General features: G+C 42.5%; 17 protein-coding genes and 1 pseudogene. 4 read left to right on the forward strand and 14 right to left on the reverse strand.

The window, feature by feature from the left end; translation table 11 throughout:
* Positions 1-236 precede the first annotated feature (236 nt).
* Positions 237-1,181, reverse strand: coding sequence for a homoserine O-succinyltransferase (metA, locus tag H5123_RS18090; protein WP_182698857.1), 945 nt, complete (start codon positions 1,179-1,181; stop codon positions 237-239).
* A gap of 431 nt (positions 1,182-1,612) precedes the next feature.
* On the opposite strand from metA, the gene H5123_RS18095 reads away from it, so the two are divergent.
* The gene (locus H5123_RS18095; RefSeq protein WP_182698858.1) at positions 1,613-2,365 is read left to right on the forward strand and encodes an SDR family oxidoreductase; all 753 of its coding nucleotides are present in this window, start codon (positions 1,613-1,615) and stop codon (positions 2,363-2,365) included.
* Positions 2,366-2,455: 90 nt separating this feature from the next.
* Here the strand turns inward: H5123_RS18095 and ompW are convergent, their stop codons facing one another.
* The 7 genes from ompW to phhA form a co-directional block, all read right to left on the reverse strand.
* Entirely contained in the window at positions 2,456-3,103 is a 648-nt protein-coding gene (gene ompW / locus H5123_RS18100) for an outer membrane protein OmpW (RefSeq protein ID WP_124016219.1), read from the reverse strand.
* A 230-nt stretch (positions 3,104-3,333) separates the two neighbouring features.
* Entirely contained in the window at positions 3,334-4,041 is a 708-nt protein-coding gene (locus H5123_RS18105) for a nucleotidyltransferase family protein (RefSeq protein ID WP_182698859.1), read from the reverse strand.
* Positions 4,028-4,678, reverse strand: a complete 651-nt coding sequence (maiA, locus tag H5123_RS18110) for a maleylacetoacetate isomerase (RefSeq protein WP_182698860.1) — start codon at positions 4,676-4,678, stop codon at positions 4,028-4,030. Before maiA ends, H5123_RS18105 begins: the two co-directional genes overlap by 14 nt.
* Positions 4,679-4,777: 99 nt before the next feature.
* Positions 4,778-5,764, reverse strand: a complete 987-nt coding sequence (locus tag H5123_RS18115) for a fumarylacetoacetate hydrolase family protein (RefSeq protein WP_124016222.1) — start codon at positions 5,762-5,764, stop codon at positions 4,778-4,780.
* Positions 5,765-6,000: 236 nt separating this feature from the next.
* Positions 6,001-7,539 carry a transcriptional regulator TyrR gene (gene tyrR, locus H5123_RS18120; protein ID WP_182698861.1) on the reverse strand — a complete coding sequence of 513 codons (1,539 nt, stop codon included), beginning with the start codon at positions 7,537-7,539 and terminating at the stop codon, positions 6,001-6,003.
* 161 nt (positions 7,540-7,700) lie between these two features.
* The gene (locus H5123_RS18125; RefSeq protein WP_124016224.1) at positions 7,701-8,042 is read right to left on the reverse strand and encodes a 4a-hydroxytetrahydrobiopterin dehydratase; all 342 of its coding nucleotides are present in this window, start codon (positions 8,040-8,042) and stop codon (positions 7,701-7,703) included.
* An 83-nt stretch (positions 8,043-8,125) separates the two neighbouring features.
* Positions 8,126-8,923 (reverse strand): phenylalanine 4-monooxygenase, encoded by a 798-nt coding sequence (phhA, locus tag H5123_RS18130; RefSeq protein ID WP_182698862.1) that lies wholly within the window; start codon positions 8,921-8,923, stop codon positions 8,126-8,128.
* 295 nt (positions 8,924-9,218) lie between these two features.
* Here phhA and galE point away from each other — a divergent pair, with 295 nt between their 5' ends.
* The 3 genes from galE (at position 9,219) to H5123_RS18145 (ending at position 11,472) form a co-directional block, all read left to right on the forward strand.
* Positions 9,219-10,241, forward strand: coding sequence for a UDP-glucose 4-epimerase GalE (gene galE / locus H5123_RS18135; RefSeq protein WP_182698863.1), 1,023 nt, complete (start codon positions 9,219-9,221; stop codon positions 10,239-10,241).
* A gap of 273 nt (positions 10,242-10,514) precedes the next feature.
* Complete coding sequence (napF, locus tag H5123_RS18140; protein WP_182698864.1) at positions 10,515-11,000, forward strand: ferredoxin-type protein NapF; 486 nt, start codon at positions 10,515-10,517, stop codon at positions 10,998-11,000.
* Between the two features lie 112 nt (positions 11,001-11,112).
* Positions 11,113-11,472: a polymer-forming cytoskeletal protein gene (locus tag H5123_RS18145; protein WP_124016228.1), complete on the forward strand. Its 360-nt coding sequence runs from the start codon at positions 11,113-11,115 to the stop codon at positions 11,470-11,472.
* Here H5123_RS18145 and H5123_RS18150 read toward each other — a convergent pair.
* From H5123_RS18150 to H5123_RS18175, 6 genes and pseudogenes are all read right to left on the reverse strand, one after another.
* Positions 11,469-11,893 (reverse strand): annotated as a pseudogene (locus H5123_RS18150) (GFA family protein). The gene H5123_RS18145 and the pseudogene H5123_RS18150 sit on opposite strands and share 4 nt — an antisense overlap.
* A gap of 39 nt (positions 11,894-11,932) precedes the next feature.
* Complete coding sequence (locus H5123_RS18155) at positions 11,933-12,616, reverse strand: DUF2982 domain-containing protein (RefSeq protein ID WP_310736151.1); 684 nt, start codon at positions 12,614-12,616, stop codon at positions 11,933-11,935.
* A 65-nt stretch (positions 12,617-12,681) separates the two neighbouring features.
* On the reverse strand, positions 12,682-13,446 hold the full coding sequence (locus H5123_RS18160) for a YdcF family protein (RefSeq protein ID WP_182698865.1): 765 nt from the start codon (positions 13,444-13,446) through the stop codon (positions 12,682-12,684).
* A gap of 216 nt (positions 13,447-13,662) precedes the next feature.
* Complete coding sequence (gene mak, locus H5123_RS18165) at positions 13,663-14,568, reverse strand: fructokinase (RefSeq protein WP_182698866.1); 906 nt, start codon at positions 14,566-14,568, stop codon at positions 13,663-13,665.
* A gap of 72 nt (positions 14,569-14,640) precedes the next feature.
* The gene (cysQ, locus tag H5123_RS18170; RefSeq protein WP_182698867.1) at positions 14,641-15,441 is read right to left on the reverse strand and encodes a 3'(2'),5'-bisphosphate nucleotidase CysQ; all 801 of its coding nucleotides are present in this window, start codon (positions 15,439-15,441) and stop codon (positions 14,641-14,643) included.
* A gap of 371 nt (positions 15,442-15,812) precedes the next feature.
* Positions 15,813-18,434 carry an exo 1,3/1,4-beta-D-glucan glucohydrolase gene (locus H5123_RS18175; protein ID WP_182698868.1) on the reverse strand — a complete coding sequence of 874 codons (2,622 nt, stop codon included), beginning with the start codon at positions 18,432-18,434 and terminating at the stop codon, positions 15,813-15,815.

An 18,434-nucleotide genomic window follows, 5' to 3' on the forward strand; every position in this document is an offset into this window, starting at 1 on the left:
TACACTTTAGTCTATGAAGTGGCCCCAGCATGAACAATTGTGCTATGAATGCTGATAATTAACGGCAAATTTTAATGATTAATCGCGTTTTAGCGGCTAATAGCAATACATCAGAATAGTGACCTTAGGGAGAGTAGATAAACAAAAAAGGCTATTTCACGTTATCGCGTAATAGCCTTAATAAAAGTCACCTCAACGCAACAAAATAAAAGCCTATAAAATTGAATAATAAGTGATTATTTTTTACTTTCCCATGGCGTTTTGGCGTTCATGTCAGACAGATCATAAGGCGTTAACTGATAGACATAATAATTAAGCCAATTGCTGATCAATAAACTGCCATGACTATGCCAACGCACGATAGGATCTTGGTTTGGATCGTCTTGACGATAATAATTTTGTGGAATATCAGGATTAAGATCTAGGCCTTTATCGCGCACATACTCGTCATTCAAGGTATCTTTTTGATACTCAGGATGACCCATAACAAACACATTACGATTATCGCGACTAAGAACAATATAGGCTCCAGCGTCATCAGACTCTGCCAACACGTCTAAATCAGGATGTTGGCGAACTTGTTCAATATCCATTTCGGCGAAGCGAGAATGTGGCGCAAAAAATTCATCATCAAAACCTCGCAATAATGGATGTGGATCGCTGGTGCGACGATGATTAAACACCCCCGAACGTTTAGTGGCCAATAACTTACGTTCTAAATTGTAAAGATGATAGAAACCCGCATGAGCAGCCCAGCACAGAAATAATACTGATGTCACATGTTGTTGCGACCAATCAATGATCTCGCGAATATGGTCCCAATAGACCACATCTTTAAAGTCAATTTGGCCTAAAGGCGCGCCAGTAATAATCAAGCCATCGTAATTGTTGTGCTTGATCTCTTCAAAATCACGATAAAAAGTATTCATGTGATCCACAGAAGTGTGCTTTGACTCTTTATCATGGATGCGTAATAAATCAACCCCGACTTGCAATGGCGTATTACCCAATAAGCGCAATAGCTGGGTTTCAGTTTCAATTTTATTGGGCATTAAATTCAAGATTAATACCCGCATTGGACGAATGTCCTGATTAGCAGCACGGGTTTCAGACATCACAAAGATATTTTCTGACTCTAAAATACCTGCTGCTGGCAGGTTATCTGGAATTCTAACCGGCATACTGATTACCTTTTGTGTGAAGAAAATAAATTATCTTGTGTATTTAGCCATAATGATGAGTTTATCATTTCGACCATACCGCACTATCACTGCCACAGATAGAGCATGCCGAGGTGATAAGCGTATTTAGCCGTGGGTGAGTCACCGCTTAAGATCACAAAATCACCATAAATATTCGCCTAAAATAACACCTAGATATTCTCAGGACTGTCAGCACATTACCATTGAAAATAATGTCTTACTTAGCGCTAAGGCGATGGATACGCTTTGACAGCCCATTATTGTCATCTAACTGACCACTCATTGTTAGTCGCTTTCATAATACACAAGGATGTCTAGAAGTCTACACGTCTTTAGTTGAAATATTTTCTCGCTTGTTATCAATAGCCGATATTCCTATTATAAGACACCACATTACGATGATGCTGACTATGTTAACAACCACGCCTACCGCAACGGCAATGATTATTGGGGCGACTTCGCAATTAAGCCAAGCGCTTGCACGACAGTTATCGGAACAAAATGTATCCCTAGTGCTTTTTGTGCCAGATCCTGATGTATTAAGCGATTTTTGTCGAACCTTACCAGGGGAAGTGAGCGTTTACCCGTTAAGTATTTTTGAGCCTGAAACCTTAATTAAGCAACTCACTTCTGCATGGGAGCAGCACAATGGTGCTCATCTAGTGATCGTGAATACGGGTGTGAATCATTACGACGCGGCACTACCTTGGCCGATTGAACAAGATATTGTTGATATCAATGTCAGAGGATTTGCCGCCATCAGTAACTGTGTATTTAAGTTGATGTGTCAACAAGGTTATGGACAACTGGCGGCGATTAACTCAATAGCGGGCCAACGTGGTGGTCCAAATGTGGCTTATCATGCCTCTAAAGCGTTTGCCGCTAATTATCTGCAAGGTTTGTGCATGCATGCACAACGATTAAAATTACCTATTACGATTAGTGATATCCAGCTTGGCTTATATGATAAAGCGATGTTTCTCAATACGCGCTTTTTATTGTCGCCGATAGACAAGGTCGCCAAACAAATATTAACCGCCCTTAAAAAAGGTAAACGCCGAGTGTATGTCACTAAACGCTGGCGCTTTGTGGCGTGGATTAATCGCTTATTACCTGAATATATTTACAATACTCGCCATTGGAAACCGCGTAAAAAATCTTAATAAACAACACCAACAAAAACAGGAACCCTTAGGTTCCTGTTTCGTTATCACTGCCATTATCGCAGAGGTATTCTAAGTAGCGTGAACGACTTAAAACGTATAACCCACGCTGACCATGTAAACCCAAGGGTCAATATCGGTATCAACCACAACATGATCGGCACCCATATCAAAGCTCACATCAGTAGAAATTTGTGCATACCAAACTGACGCGTTAACTAACCATTTTTTGTCAATTTGATAATCAAGACCAACTTGAGCCGCAAGTCCCCAAGAATTCGATAAGCTTAAATTTTCTAAGCCAAGATCTTTCGCATCTTGAGTAAATTCATTGTCATAGAAATTAGTAAAGTTAACGCCTAACCCCACATATGGACGTAAAGCTGACTGTGAATCACCAAAGTAGTATTGTGCTACTAGTGTTGGCGGTAATTGCTTTGAGTCTGCAATTTTACCTAATGCGCCCAGTGAAACATCGTGGCTAAAAGGCGATGCTGCAAGTAATTCAATACCGACATTATCAGTTAACATATAACCAAAGTTTAGCCCTAGCTGAACATCATTATCGACACTAAATTCAGCAACATTTGCCACTACTGGGCTTGACTCATTTGGAGCAACCATCGCCACACCGGCACGGACAATAATATCTCCAGCTTGATGGGCCGCAGCACTAAATGACAGGCCGGCAGATAATAAAGACACGGCAACTAAACTTAGGGTAATTTTCTTATTCATTTTTAACACTCCTTGGCAATGACAACTAGATGCAGTTGAGTGCATCCTCAACATTTGCCAACAACCTACATAAGTAATCTATGAGTAACATTGACATAGATCAACAAAAGCATAATACCCCTTTAGAGATAACAACTTAATTGAGTTAGCTTGATTTAGATCACATATCAAACTGAGTAAATCAGACTGTTAAGCGCATATTGAGAAAATATGAGAGGTCACAAAGAGCATTATTTAGAGCTTAGAAATGGCTCAGTAATCATGGTTAATTTAGGGTACTGGAGTAGCCATTTCTTTTGAATGACTCTAGATTTAAACACACTGATGTCGCGTTTAGGATTAGCATGTAAACTCAGAGAAAAAAGACAGGCTAATCCAAAAACAGCGTCCACTTTAATCTCATAGTCATGGGCCAATACTGTTGTTGCAGAATTAGGGCCTGTAAAAGGCACTTTTTGATTAATATGGGCAGCGACAGCAGGACTGGGATTGACTAACTTTACCCCGACTGCCGTTTGTTTTTCAGGCCAATAAGACATGGCGTCAAGACATGATAAATAAGCAGGATCGTTATTTCTGAGATGCATTCTGGCTTGATTTTTCACTGACCATGGCAAATCGGCTTGCAGCCTTAGTTTGGCTTCAATCTCGCGATCACGCTCTACAGATACATCACTATCACACCAGTAAATCACGTCGATATCATTTAATGCTTGTGACCTAATATGATGTAATTTATCCCATACCAAATTACGTACAAAGCCGGCAGCAATGTACCAATCACCAATATTGAAATGATTTAACACTTCACAGCATACTTGCAAGGCATTTAGACGCTGAGCATCTTGTTGCAACCATGTCGATAACTGCGCCTGTAACGCATCAGCCCCTAGTCGTTGCAACTCATTACTCACAAAGGGTTCATTAGCTGGCGTCATGCTGCTGCTCTGGTGCAGCGTCAGCAAATGCACTTAATTGCTGGCACTCATGCCAAATCCTGACAATATTGGGGTATGCGGCCAGCTCTAAGTTAAAGCGTTTGGCATTATACACTTGGGGGATCAAACAAATATCAGCCAGCGAAGGCGTATCCCCAAAACAGAAGCGTCCAGAATATTGACTTAGTTGCACTTCCAGTGCAGTAAAACCAACATGGATCCAATGATGATACCAACGCATTTTATCGGCTTCAGACACGCCCATTTCGTTGACTAAATATTGTAATACTCGCAAATTGTCTAAAGGGTGAATTTCACACGCAATGGCCTGAGCCATACTACGTACAATGGCACGATCTTCAATATTGCTTGGCAGTAGACGATGATCTGGATACTTATCTTCAAGATACTCAATAATGGCCAGTGATTGCGACAATGTCAGCTCACCCTGCTCGCCGCTATCAACAAAGGCTGGCACTAAATGCTGTGGATTTAATTGATGAAAACTAGCACTGTGTTGCTCACCGCCATTATTAACTAAATGCACCGAAATATGTTCTGCGGATAACTGCTTTAAGTTTAATGCTATACGAACCCGATAAGCCGCACTTGAGCGCCAATAACCATAGAGCTTCATGTCAATTTCCTTATTTTTATTTTATTTTGCCTAACAAAAAGGCAATAACGACTGAACGCTATTGCCTTAATTATGTCGGCTTATATTACCCTAATAATCTTAGGCTTTGTACTCAACCACTTTTTGATCGATAGAACCAAAAATACTCACACCGTTTTCATCAAACATTTCGATACGTACCGTATCGCCAAAGTGCATAAAAGGTGTTGAGGCTTTACCGTCGGCAATAATTTCAAGCATGCGCTTTTCAGCCAAACAGCTTGAGCCAGCACTGCGGTCATAGTTTGAAATGGTGCCAGAACCAATAATCGCACCGCTACCTAATGGGCGTGTTTTAGCCACATGTGATACTAACTGACTAAAGTTAAAAGTCATGTCCACACCCGCATTAGGACGCCCAAACAACTCACCATTTAAATGTGTTACTAGGGGTAAATGCACCTTGCTGTCTTGCCACTTATCACCTAATTCATCAGGGGTAATAGCAATGGGTGAAAACGCACTTGATGGCTTTGATTGGAAAAAGCCAAAGCCTTTGCCTAACTCGCCAGGGATTAAATTACGCAGTGATACATCGTTAACCAACATCAATAGTTTGATGTGTTTAGCGGCATCTTCGCTGCTAACACCCATGGCGACATCATCAGTGATAATGGCAATTTCAGATTCAAAATCAATACCAAATTCTTCACTGGCCATTTCGATATCGGCTTTAGGCGCAATAAAACTGTCTGAGCCACCTTGATACACCAGAGGGTCGGTCCAAAAAGATGCCGGCATTTCAGCGCCACGCGCTTTGCGAACCAATTCAACGTGATTGACATAAGCACTGCCATCGGCCCATTGATAAGCTCGTGGTAAAGGTGATAAGCAACGACTTTCATCAAAATCTGCCGCATTATCCATATGCCCAGCGTTTAACGCTTCATATAACTCATTCAATTGTGGGTAAAGCAGATCCCAAGCATCTAATAATTGCTGCATAGTATGTGCAATAGCAGGTACGGCGACGGTTTTGCTCAAATCTTTACTGACTAACATCAATTGGCCGTCGCGACGTCCGTTGTGATAACTTGCAAGTTTCATTATTGCTCCTAAATACTGGGTGAGCGCAGCGGATTATCCACACTACACGCTCAATTTGACGATACAAATAACCGATCACGGCAGAAAAACCTATAGCGTGAGCTCAATCACATTTTGTTGGTGCTCACGGCTATTTGTAAATTATTCGTTACATTAATATAAACGCACCGCAAATACTGATTTACAGCGTTTATGTGACTAAAATGCCAGCAAAATACTGGCATTAAATCGTTACATCACTTTTTCTTACTAATATTATAATCGCGTAATTTATTAGCAATTGCGGTATGTGACACCCCAAGTTTCTTAGCCAACTGTCGTGTACTTGGATACGCAGGATACAATCGACGCAATAAACCCGCTTCGTATTCTTTCATGGCTTCATCCAAGGTGCCTTCAAACTCTTCGTCGAAGTAACCAAAACCTTCGGCATAGGATGGTAATTTGAGTTGTTCAACGGTCAGCTCTGTCGAACCATCCCACATGGATACCGCCCTAAAAATGGCATTTTTCAATTGACGCACATTACCTGGCCACGCATAAGTAAACAGATAGTCGCGGCAAGTTGCCGAGATCCGTCTTAATGGACTCGATAACTGCTGACTATAATGTTCTAAGAACATTTCGGTTAATGGCAGCACATCGACTCGGCGCTCACGCAGGGATGGCATGTGGTAACTTAATACATGAATACGGTAATATAAATCTTCTCTAAACTCACCCGCTTGGCAGAGCTCAGCTAAATGTTTTTGGGTTGAGCAAATAATACGCACATCTGCGCGAACTTCTTCATCACCACCAATGCGTCTAAAGGTACCGTCTTGAAGTAAACGCAGTAATTTAACTTGCGCCGCTTTGGACATTTCGGCAATTTCATCCAGAAATACCGTCCCGCCTTTGGCTTCTTCAAATAACCCGCGTTTTACAACTGTGCCATTGCTGACAAAACCAAATAATTCTTCTTCTGCGACGCTGTCTGGTAGTGCAGCACAATTAATCGCAATAAACGGATGTTCGCGGCGCATACTGGCATCATGACTAGCACGCGCCATGAGCTCTTTACCCGTCCCCGTTTCACCGGTTATCAGCAAAGGCGCATCGAGCTGTGCCATGCGCTTAGCTTGCTTGAGTATGTCTTTCATTTTATCGCTAACCGCTAATACATTATCAAAACCTGTGGTTTGATTTTGCAGCGCGTTAAATTGTTTACCGACTCTAGCAGGTGATTTGAGCGAAATAACGGCACCCGCTAAAATGGTTTTGTCATCATCGTCAGGTAAATAAATGGGTAGCATTTCGGCCAAATACTCGTTCGAGTTAATTTGCACTCGAGTAGCTTGAGCCAATACAGGTATTTCACTCATCCAACGGGCAAAGTTAAACCCCTGAACCCAATGGTTAAGCGACTCCCCTACCACTTCATGTTCAGCCATACCGAGCGTCAATAAGGCCGATTCATTAGCGATGCGCACTCGCCCTTTAGCGTCAGTTGAAAACACTGAGTCGGGTAAGGTTTTAAGTAAGGTTTTAAGGGCATAATGCTCTTGTTCTGACGGCATAAAAGACACGGTACGGACGTCATGTACACTTTCAACCTTACGAATTTGCGGCATTAACTCTCGTAATGTTTCAAAACTGATCTCAGCAAATTGCAGGAATAAGAACCCCTTATTACTGGCATCAATTGCGATTAAGTTAATTCCATGTTTTTCGAGCACGACGAGGATGTCTTTCGCTAAACCCACGCGATCAATACAGCTGACTTCCAAACGCATAATGTAACGATTCCCTATTTATTGAAGTTTTATTGCGGAAATTTGGCATAACGTTAGAGGGATATTGCTTCGGTGGCAAGTGAAGTTTACAGTAGAATTGTAACAGAGCGATTATTTCAGCACATTACGTTAACGTAATGTGCTGAAATCGATGACGATAATTACGCGTCTAACAACTGGTCTGTCTTGGCAGCCATGATAAAATCGTTTTTGTGTAAACCTTTAATTGAGTGTGACCACCAAGTGACCGTGACCTTGCCCCATTCGGTTAATATTCCAGGATGATGACCTTCAGATTCGGCTAAATCAGCTAACTTATTGGTAAACACCATGGCCAGCTTAAAGTTTTTAAATTTATAAACCCGCTCAAGCTGCATAATACCGTCACGAACTTCAACGCCCCAATCGGGGATCATACCGACAAGTTCAGCCAACTCAGCATCACTCACTTTCGGGGCATCTGCTTGGCATGCTTCACACTTCATCTCGGTTAATGCGTTCATTTTTACTCCTAGGCTTAATTATAATAATGTCTAACTTGCATACTGATGAGAAAACAACCCTCTATTCAGTAGCAGTAAATCGATTAAATTGCTTTGATTTTAGGGGCGAACTTAGGCTCAAACATGCCTAATTGGCGGGCCTTGGTCACCATGCTCATAATGTCCATACGGGCAATTTCATCTAAATAATCAATATGGTTAATCACGTAATAGATAGGTTGCATAATATCGATACGATAAGGAGTACGCAGCACATCAAGTAAGTCAAAAGGTTTACGTTCTGGCTCATCACTTAACGAATAAAGCGTTTCACCAGGAGAGCTTAAAATACCACCACCGTAAATGGCTAATGGCTCATTTTTCGCTTGTACTAAACCAAATTCAATAGTGAACCAATATAGCCGCGCAAGAAACACTCGCTCTTCTTTGGATGCCGCAAGTCCTAACTGGCCATACATATGCGAAAAATGTGCAAATGATGGATTAGTCAACAATGGACAATGACCAAATATTTCATGAAATATATCAGGCTCTTGCAGGTAATCAAACTCTTCTTTGCTACGTATAAACGTCGCTACTGGAAACTCTTTATTGGCCAGTAACTCAAAAAAACGCCCAAATGAAATTAATGCTGGTACCGCTGCGGTTTTCCAACCCGTAGCATCTAATAACACTTTATCGATTTCGGGTAACTGCGGAATACGGTCACTCGACATGCCTAAGGCATTGAGTCCTTGCAGATAAGCATTACAGGCTTTACCCGGCATATTCGTCACTTGGCGCTGATACAATTGTTGCCATAATTGATTCTCATGCTCAGAATAATCAATGTAACCCTGGGCATCAGGTTGATGGGCAATATACTTTGTTGCTGTACTCATAGGCTCCACTTTACGTCAACTTCACTCCCTACATAGTGTGCTAACGTTGACGTTTTGTTAACTCCCTCACAGTTTATTTCATGCGGTTATGTTGCTTTAATCGTAAACAAATAAATACAAACGAGCTGTAAGCCCCATGAGTAGGCTCAGGTTTTATCGCCATAAATGAACACATTACAGCAAGACTGAACCCGAGTTAATTTAGCGCACCATCGATAATTTAACTGACGATAGAGCTGGGATAATTTACAATATCATTCACACATGACTCATTAATTCATAGGATGATTTATTTATGGCAATTTTAGTAACCGGTGGCGCCGGCTATATTGGTACCCACACAGTCGTTGAGCTATTAAATGCCGGACAGGAAGTGATCATTGTTGATAATTTATCAAATTCAAGTGTTGAAGCCCTAGCCCGTGTTCATACTATTACTGGTAAGGATGTCACTTTTTATCAAGGCGATATTTTAAATAAAGCTTTGCTACAAAAAGTATTTGTAGACCATAGTATTGAGTCTGTTATTCATTTTGCAGGCTTAAAAGCCGTCGGTGAATCAGTCGCCGAACCATTAAAGTATTATGAAAACAACGTGACTGGCACGATTATTTTATGCCAAGTCATGGCCGAAAATAACGTTAAAAATTTAGTCTTTAGTTCATCCGCCACTGTTTATGGCGATCCAGCGAGTCTGCCCATTAAAGAAGATTTCCCAACGGGCGCGACCAACCCATATGGTCAGTCAAAATTGATGGTTGAATATATTTTAGCCGACTTGTACAACTCAGATAACAGCTGGAATATTGCTCGACTACGTTACTTCAATCCTGTTGGAGCTCACGAAAGCGGCTTAATTGGTGAAGATCCTAACGACATTCCGAATAACTTGATGCCGTTTATTGCCCAAGTTGCTGTCGGTAAACGCGAAAAATTAAGCGTGTTTGGTGATGATTACGACACACCAGATGGCACAGGTGTTCGCGATTATATTCACGTTGTTGATTTAGCTGTGGGTCACTTACAAGCGCTTAAAAAGCTGCAAACAAAACCTGGGTTGGTGACTTATAATCTCGGCACGGGTATCGGTTACAGTGTGTTAGACATGGTCAAAGCATTTGAAACAGCTTGTGGTAAAACTATTGCTTATCAAATCAGTCCACGCCGTCCTGGTGACATTGCCGCTTGTTATGCCGATCCGAGTTTTGCAGCAACAGAACTTAACTGGCGTGCGACTCATACCGTTGAAGATATGGCCAATAGCAGTTGGAAATGGCAATCACATAACCCTGATGGTTATAAAATGCCTAGCGCTTAACAATTTTTAGCTGCAGCGAATGCTAATATCAGGGTGTGTTAATCTTTCAAAGTAAATTTTGCGGCTGTGTGGTGATGTTATACCAGGCGGAGCTAATTCATGTAGCGACTTAACATGAATTAGCGATAACCCAGTAGAAACAAGCCACAATCCGCCCAAAAATTGCGATTAAACGCCCTTGTTAGCACAGGTTTTAGCTCGAAGCCATTTTCAGCCTGATAGAGCGACAACCCCTAGCGCCAGCTAATGCGTTTACGTCCAATTAGGATAGCCATGAGCCAAAGTATTAATCAAAGTCGGCGTAATCTATTTAGTCGCAGAAAATCCAATGTCACCCGCCCGCCATGGAGCAAAACAGATCAAGAATTTACTGACAATTGCACCCGCTGTGACAAGTGTATTACCGCCTGCGAAACCCAAATAATTAAACGCGGTGAAGGTGGGTTTCCTGAAATAGATTTTAATCTTGGTGAATGTACTTTTTGCCAGCTTTGCGTTGATGTGTGCCCAGAGCCGGTGTTCGATCTCGCCCAGTCCTTACCTTGGTCAATTCGAGCCAGCATAAAAGACAGCTGCTTAACCTATCAAGGTGTTTGGTGCCAGAGTTGTAAAGATGCCTGCGATCCACGCGCAATCAGCTTTATCATGGCAGTAGGACAAGTGCCTAAACCCTTGATAGATACTGATGCCTGTACGGGTTGTGGTGCTTGTGTATCTCCCTGCCCTTCTAATGCCATACAGATTGGCAAACCGAGCTGATTTATCAAATACGGTATGTTAATCAGTTAGCAATATAGCGAGCGATTTTGGTGTTATTTATTTGCCTTTAACGCTATATTATCAGCCAAAATATAGCCATAAGAGCACTGAGATGTTTGGTCAAAAACAAGCTGCAAATCCGCTGAGTTTTATCGCCCCAGAATGTCACTTAACCGGCAAACTTATTTTCAGCGGTGATGTACTCATTGCAGGGCATATCAACGGCGATATTAAAGCACAAGGCAATGTGACGATTGAACCCAATGGCACAGTTGATGGTGATATTTTGTGCCGAAACTTAATGATTGCAGGCCAACTAACAGGTAAGGCACACTGTAAAAAAATGACCCTCCATGAGCAAGGTATTTTTGAAGGGGATGCGTATTGTGAAAACATCGAAATTTTAGACGGTGGCCAGTTTTTAGGTTATCGCCACGTAGAACCATTGACTCTGATTTCATCAAAAAGCTAATTTGAGCTTTTTGTCAGCGTTTTTCCTGCCTTATAACGCGGACAATTGTCATCGATATTTAACCAGCTAACCTGCTCATCAGTGTGTATATGGTAAGTTGGCTGCACTTTTTGTGGTAGATCAAGCGATGCAATCGATAATGTTATGTACTGCGGATAATCCAGATGTCGGTAAGTCAGTGAGCAACCACAGTGTTGACAAAAACCCCGACGAATATCCTTTGATGAAGCAAACTCTGTGACTTGCCCTTTTAGCCATTGAACTTGTTCATAACAAAATCCATCCAGCTGATCATCACCGCACCTGCACTTTTTCGACATTGACTGCAGTGGCAGTGATCGGCATCAAATGGCAAACCATTAACTTGATAACGGATGGCGCCACATAAACACCCTCCTTGTAATAGCTCAAGCTGTGCCATGTTACCTCCTAGAAGATCACCACATCCTTTAATAATGGCTTAATCATCACTATTGATTAGTGCTTGTCGCTGCCATTGACGCAACAAAGCGACAAACTCTTTGGGCTCTCGATCTAAACTGTCAATGGATAGGTACACATGGTAACCAAGCTGCTCATTCAAGGTTTGGCAACGATGACCGAACATCGCCAGAACACCACGATAACGTTCACCGTTAACCACTAGCGGGGTAAATTCTGCACCTAAGTAACCTTCTAAACTTTGTAAATCCTCATCTTGAGTAGCAGCGGTCATCAAAAGTGGCCGCTGTTCGGTTAGTAATCCGGTAGCCAAACGCGGTGAAATACAATCTAATATGGGATTAATCTTTTTAAGTTTGACGCCAATATAAGGCAGTTCAATCATCTCCATATTTTGATTTACCCGCACGCTATCAAGCCGCTGAATATTATGCCATTCAATAAATACCTGACCACGACGATGAAAAAATACCACTCCTGTAGGCATTAGTTTGAAGCTGACCGCTGGCTGATACACTTTAGCGACACCTAACACCAGTGCGACTGAGCCTAAGGAAAAACACAACATACCGGGCACAAAAAAGCCTTTAAACCCAATAAAAATAATCAAACTAGTCACTAAACTTAGCGCGCCAACAACTGTAAGCGTGATGCCATTTCGCTTAGCATAAGGACTAATTAACATGTGCTCATCACTCACAATAGTGTCCTTGGAATTGATTGATAAATTATTCAAAATACTGCTACCCAACTATTTAGTAAACAACGCTAGTGATTATTCACTAATAGATCTTTAACCCACAACCATAATATACCGACATACTCATGAATGGCTCGCTGTGAATCTAACAAATTATCCGCATTTAAACGCCACCAATCGCGAGTATTAGCAATAAAGTCAGTAGGCGCCGCTTGGGGTTGCATCCCCAAAGCATTAAATATGCGCATAGACCTTGGCATATGTGTTGCCGACGTCACCAATCTAAAAGGCTGAGTGCCCAAAAATTGCTTAAGTGCATTGGCTTCTTCAATGGTGTCTTTAGGTTGATTGAAGACCGTAATACTCTTTTTGGGGATGCCTAATTCTTGGGCCGCTTGAGCCATAATAGTGGCATGAGCAGTTGGCTGATTACCGCCGCTCCAACCACTGACCACTAAGGTGCAGTGTTGGCCAAGGCTAAACTGACGCACGCCTTCAGTTAATCGAGCCAGTGCTGTAGATGATAATTGCTGCACTGCGGTATGGCCTTGCTGCTCACGGTTACCCGATCCCAATACCATCACAACACAAGCCCCTGTTATTGGTTGATGGTTAACGTGATACTGCGACTCTAACGAATCCGCTAAATAATAGCTTACTTGCGCTTGGCTGGTTAATACCAGTAGCGCTATCGCAGCCACCAAGGCAGTACGGCCAAATTGCAGCAACCGTGTTCTTTTTGTGCGCCATATCATGGCTGCTATGACTAATAGCATAATGCTAAGCGGAATGGGCATGACTAATTGCGATAAGATTTTTTTAAGCCAAAACATCGGTATATCACTTGAACAATGAAAACTGTCGCTAGTTTATCGTTATAAAGTCTGAATACAAACCCTATCAAGCAAACAAAAACGGCACTATTAAAGTGCCGTTTGATGAATTAACCATATTGCCAGATGAACGCTCAGCCAAGTGAATCGAGATGACCTTTGGCTTCATTCTCACAAATATCTATCCTGAACAACTGTTCAGCATACAAGTTAAGCCTACTTTTCGTCTTTGCCCCAAAGCCAGGCCGCACCGCGAACGCCAGAAGATGCACCAAACTTGTTTTTAACCACTTGAGTGCCGCATTCGCGACCGACAACGTATTTGGGTAACACTTTTGGTAATTCAGTGTAGATAGCATCAATATTTGATACACCGCCACCTAATACAATCATGTCTGGATCCATCATATTGATCACGTGCGCAAGTGAGCGCGCTAATCGATCAATATAACGCTCAAATGCTGCGGTAGCCAACGGATCGCCTTGTTGCATCATCTCAGAAATGTGGATACCACTGATTGCATCGCCGCCTGCTTCACGAAAATCACGTACAAAGCCAGTACCCGATATAAAGGTCTCGATACAGTCACGATTACCACAAAAACAACTAGTTGAATTAAACTCATCAGCCGTCATCCACGGAAGAGGATTATGGCCCCATTCACCGCCAATCCCATTACCACCGCCATGCACACGACCATTAATAGCGATACCAGCACCACAACCTGTACCAATGATACCGCCAAAAACAACACCTTTTCCGGCAGCGGCACCATCGACGGCTTCAGATACGGCAAAACAATTGGCATCATTGGCTACACGCACTTCACGGTGCAACACTTCGCTTAAATCTTTATCAAGCGGATGGCCGTTAATCCAGGTTGAATTAGAGTTTTTAACCAAACCAGTAAACGGTGACACAACACCAGGAATACCAACACCCACAGAACCAGTTTGGCCTGTTGCGGTTTCAGCATCGGCGACTAAGCCCACAATCGCCGCTAATGTCGCTGGATAGTCTCTTGGAGTAGGAATGCGCTTTCTAAATATCTCAGCGCCATCATCGGCCAACGCCACTAATTCTATTTTGGTACCACCGAGATCGACGCCCATACGCATCATAACTTATTACTCCATTTACTTATTATTAATTAGATTCAATGTTCGATTAACGCAAATTGCTCTAAAATACAATTATTTACGTTCAAACCACGCCAAGGACGCGGCAATAAAATACGGATTTAAAATATTTTCTTTCTGGTTATATTGCAGCGCTGTGAGTGCTGGATACTCAACCACTTTACCACCAGCACTTTCCAATACAGCTTGTGCTGCTGCAGTATCCCATTCACTGGTGAGGCCTAATCTTGGGTACACATCGGCTTGACCTTCGGCCACCATACAAAACTTTAATGAGCTACCAACGCTAAGCATTTGATGTTCGCCAATGGTCTGTAAATAGGCGGCGACATCAGGGCTAATATGAGAACGACTGCCAACGACAACAGGAGGTGTCTGTAATGGCCGCTGACGAATATCTAATATTGATGTCGATCCGTTGTGCTCTAGCCATGCACCTTGGCCAACAATACCGCTATAACATTTGTCTAATACGGGCGCATACACCACGCCTGCGATAGCTTGTCCCTGATGGATCAGCGCAATATTAACCGTAAATTCACCATTACGTTTAATAAATTCTTTAGTACCATCGAGTGGATCGATCAACCAATAGGTTTGCCAAGTCTGGCGTTCAGCCCAACTAATATCAGCGTCTTCTTCGCTCATGACAGCAATATCAGCAAAATGCTGCTTAAGCCCAGCGATGATCACATTGTGACTGGCAATATCGGCTGCAGTAACTGGGCTATCATCTTGTTTCACTTCAATCTGTAAATCAGTTTGCGCATAAACTTGCATAATTGCTTCGCCGGCTTGCTTGGCGAGGAGCACTATCTGTTGTAAGTCTGCTTTAGAAAATACAATATTAGACAAATCAATTCCTTATCAAATTCATATCGCTTTAGCGATCAATACACTATCGATACGTTATTATGCCATTGTTAACATCATAGATTGATAACTTTTTGATTGCACTTGATTCAAAATCGACTCAAAAAACTGACCAAAAAAGACTACCGCGGGGACACAAGATAGCTGCAATACCTCAAAGGCTGCTCGATACTAAGCTAAGCGCCGCTTTGCTCAAAGCAAACAGTGCGTTTTTGCATTCGTATTCAGCAGTCTATGAGACCGCTCAAATCTGCGTGATTGCAGTCAAACGGCCGACGATTATCGACTGACGCCCTGCACAGAATCAAACTAAATCCAGCTCGACCTAAATGAGGTAGAGCTGGATTAGGGTTCTAGTTACATTGGATAGTATTGTCGTTTGCAGTCGCTTTAATGACGACATCACTAAAACTAATATCGACTTTAGCGTCAGTACTAAGATAAAACGGCATGGCAATTTTACCAAAGTCCATCGGTTCTCCAGCAAAACAAGCTAGGGAAATACTTACGTTTTGCCATTCAGCTAATTTAGTATTCACCAGCTTGGCAATATCCACTTGTTGGCGACAATCACCTTGACATGCAAGACCTAGCCACAGAGGTTTTGACAGTGATTGTTCAACTTTGATACTAAGAGACAATGCTGAATCACTATTACTGTAAGCTCTTAAGTCACGTGGAAAACTACTTATTAAGCCGACGGTACCTTGCTCGGTGCCATTAAACGACACCAAGCGGGCATCTTCTTGCACGGTGCGATCCATGGTGCGGATATTAAGCGCACTGTTGCTCGCCACGCTGCTGGTCAAGGCTTGCTGTTCATTATCTGTTGCTATGTACATTGACCAAGGAGATTTCACTGCACGTTCAAATAGGGCTAAGTCTTCGAGTGTTTGACTGGCGGCTAAATTATCTTCTGATAACGCATCTAAGCTTATCGCATCGGTTGCAACAGACTGATAGGTTAATCCATATCCGTAAGGGATCAGTGGTTGATAGTCAGCTTGTGCTTGCGCACGTTTATCTTGCGCTAATGGCACATTGACCTGAGTTTGTTGTGGTGTGGCTGGCCATGAGAATGACAATTTACCCACAAAATCATATGCAACCGTTCCATCTGGCTTAGTAAATAATACATCTGCAATGCCCTGGCCTTCGGTGCCAGGAAGCCAAGCTGCAACAAATGCATCTGACTGGTTAAATTCAGCATTAACCCACATAGGGCGGCCGCTGATAAATACTGATATAACTGGGATACCTTGCGCTTTAAGTTTTTTCAATAAAGCTAAATCATGCTTATCGCCGCGCTGATATTCAAGGTTATCAATATCACCATTGCCCTCGGCATAAGGTTCTTCGCCAAACACAACAATAGCAACATCAGGTTGTTGTTCAGGGTTAAAGTCACCGGTTACGCTTAAGGTTGTCTTGCCGCCACCTTGGGTGACGACCTGCTCGATACCTGAGTAAATCGAGGTTGCACCAGGAAAGTCGCTATTTTTATTGTCAGTACCTTGCCAAGTAATTGACCAACCACCTGATTGTTTACCAATATTATCTGCTGCATCGCCGGCAACAAGCACCTTCATATTAGGCTTAAGCGGCAATATCGATTGATTATTTTTAAGCAACACTAATGACTCACGCACCGCTTCGCGAGCAACCTCACGATGACTCGCTTGGCCGATTAACTCAGTTTTACCTGATAACGGACGATTGGCTGGGCTAGGTTTATCAAACAAGCCGGCACGAAATTTTACTCGTAAAATACGGCTAACCGCATCGTCTATACGCGCTTGGCTGATCTCACCATTTTTAACTTGGGCGATAGTATTTTCATACAATGGTTTCCATGCATCAGTCGGTACCATAAAAATATCTAATCCAGCATTAACTGACTTGGCACAAGACTCATTAGTACAACCAGCGACTTGTCCGTGACCATTCCAATCGCCGACCACAAAGCCATCAAAGCCTAATCTATCTTTAAGTACATCGGTTAATAGGTATTGATTGCCATGATTTTTTTCCCCATGCCAACTATTAAATGAGGCCATAACACTTTGTGCCCCAGCATTAAGTCCGCCGACATAGCCTTGGGCATGAATGTCATATAAATCTTGTTCGCTAGCAAGGTTTTCGCCCTGATCGATTCCGTTTTCAGTTCCACCATCACCGATAAAGTGTTTTACCGTTGAAATAACGTGTTGGTCTGATAAAAAGTCACCGCTGACAGAACCTTGCAAACCTTCAACAATGGCATAAGCATACTCTTTTACTATCCGTGGATCTTCAGAATACCCTTCATAGGTTCTGCCCCAACGGTCATCTCGCACCACGGCAACGGTAGGAGCAAATACCCAATCAATCCCAGTCACCATAACTTCTTGAGCCGTAATGGCGGCTATTTTTTCAATCAATTTTGGGTTGTTGGCAGCGCCTAAACCAATGTTATGCGGAAATAAGGTCGCGCCAATAACATTGTTATGACCGTGTACCGCATCTGTGCCCCACATGGTAGGAATATTAATCCCATCGATACTGTCATCGACAGATGCTTGATAAAATGATTCCGCTAAGGCAACCCAATCTGCAGGCGTGGCATGCTTGTCGTTGTTAGGATAAGCACCGCCGCCATTGAGATAAGAACCAAAACCGTATTTACGCATATCTTCAACCGTAATATCGCGAATTTCTGGCTGGATCATTTGGGCAATTTTTTGCTCTAGCGTCATCTTGGCAACTAAGGCATCTATCTTGGCCTCTAATGCTTCATCTTTAGCGATAGCTGGGGGTAATGCAGGCCATATTGTTGATGCCGTTTGCTCCGAAGTTACAGCGGCTTCTGTCGTTTGTTGCTGAGTACTTTTATTATCACCACACCCGCTGACGCCAAGAAAAAGCCCCAAAGTGATTACAGAGGTTTTCATCGGCATTTTTAATCTCGTTGTACGCTGTATTTGAGTCAGTTTCAT

It is taken from the genome of Shewanella sp. SR43-4 (assembly GCF_014163845.1).
Lineage (GTDB): Bacteria > Pseudomonadota > Gammaproteobacteria > Enterobacterales > Shewanellaceae > Shewanella > Shewanella vesiculosa.

Bases quoted from the DNA above. Each gene is read 5' to 3' on its own strand.
- metA (WP_182698857.1), bottom strand. From the start codon at position 1,181: ATGCCGGTTAGAATTCCAGATAACCTGCCAGCAGCAGGTATTTTAGAG.
- H5123_RS18095 (WP_182698858.1), top strand. From the start codon at position 1,613: ATGTTAACAACCACGCCTACCGCAACGGCAATGATTATTGGGGCGACT.
- ompW (WP_124016219.1), bottom strand. From the start codon at position 3,103: ATGAATAAGAAAATTACCCTAAGTTTAGTTGCCGTGTCTTTATTATCT.
- H5123_RS18105 (WP_182698859.1), bottom strand. From the start codon at position 4,041: ATGACGCCAGCTAATGAACCCTTTGTGAGTAATGAGTTGCAACGACTA.
- maiA (WP_182698860.1), bottom strand. From the start codon at position 4,678: ATGAAGCTCTATGGTTATTGGCGCTCAAGTGCGGCTTATCGGGTTCGT.
- H5123_RS18115 (WP_124016222.1), bottom strand. From the start codon at position 5,764: ATGAAACTTGCAAGTTATCACAACGGACGTCGCGACGGCCAATTGATG.
- tyrR (WP_182698861.1), bottom strand. From the start codon at position 7,539: ATGCGTTTGGAAGTCAGCTGTATTGATCGCGTGGGTTTAGCGAAAGAC.
- H5123_RS18125 (WP_124016224.1), bottom strand. From the start codon at position 8,042: ATGAACGCATTAACCGAGATGAAGTGTGAAGCATGCCAAGCAGATGCC.
- phhA (WP_182698862.1), bottom strand. From the start codon at position 8,923: ATGAGTACAGCAACAAAGTATATTGCCCATCAACCTGATGCCCAGGGT.
- galE (WP_182698863.1), top strand. From the start codon at position 9,219: ATGGCAATTTTAGTAACCGGTGGCGCCGGCTATATTGGTACCCACACA.
- napF (WP_182698864.1), top strand. From the start codon at position 10,515: ATGAGCCAAAGTATTAATCAAAGTCGGCGTAATCTATTTAGTCGCAGA.
- H5123_RS18145 (WP_124016228.1), top strand. From the start codon at position 11,113: ATGTTTGGTCAAAAACAAGCTGCAAATCCGCTGAGTTTTATCGCCCCA.
- H5123_RS18160 (WP_182698865.1), bottom strand. From the start codon at position 13,446: ATGTTTTGGCTTAAAAAAATCTTATCGCAATTAGTCATGCCCATTCCG.
- mak (WP_182698866.1), bottom strand. From the start codon at position 14,568: ATGATGCGTATGGGCGTCGATCTCGGTGGTACCAAAATAGAATTAGTG.
- H5123_RS18175 (WP_182698868.1), bottom strand. From the start codon at position 18,434: ATGAAACTGACTCAAATACAGCGTACAACGAGATTAAAAATGCCGATG.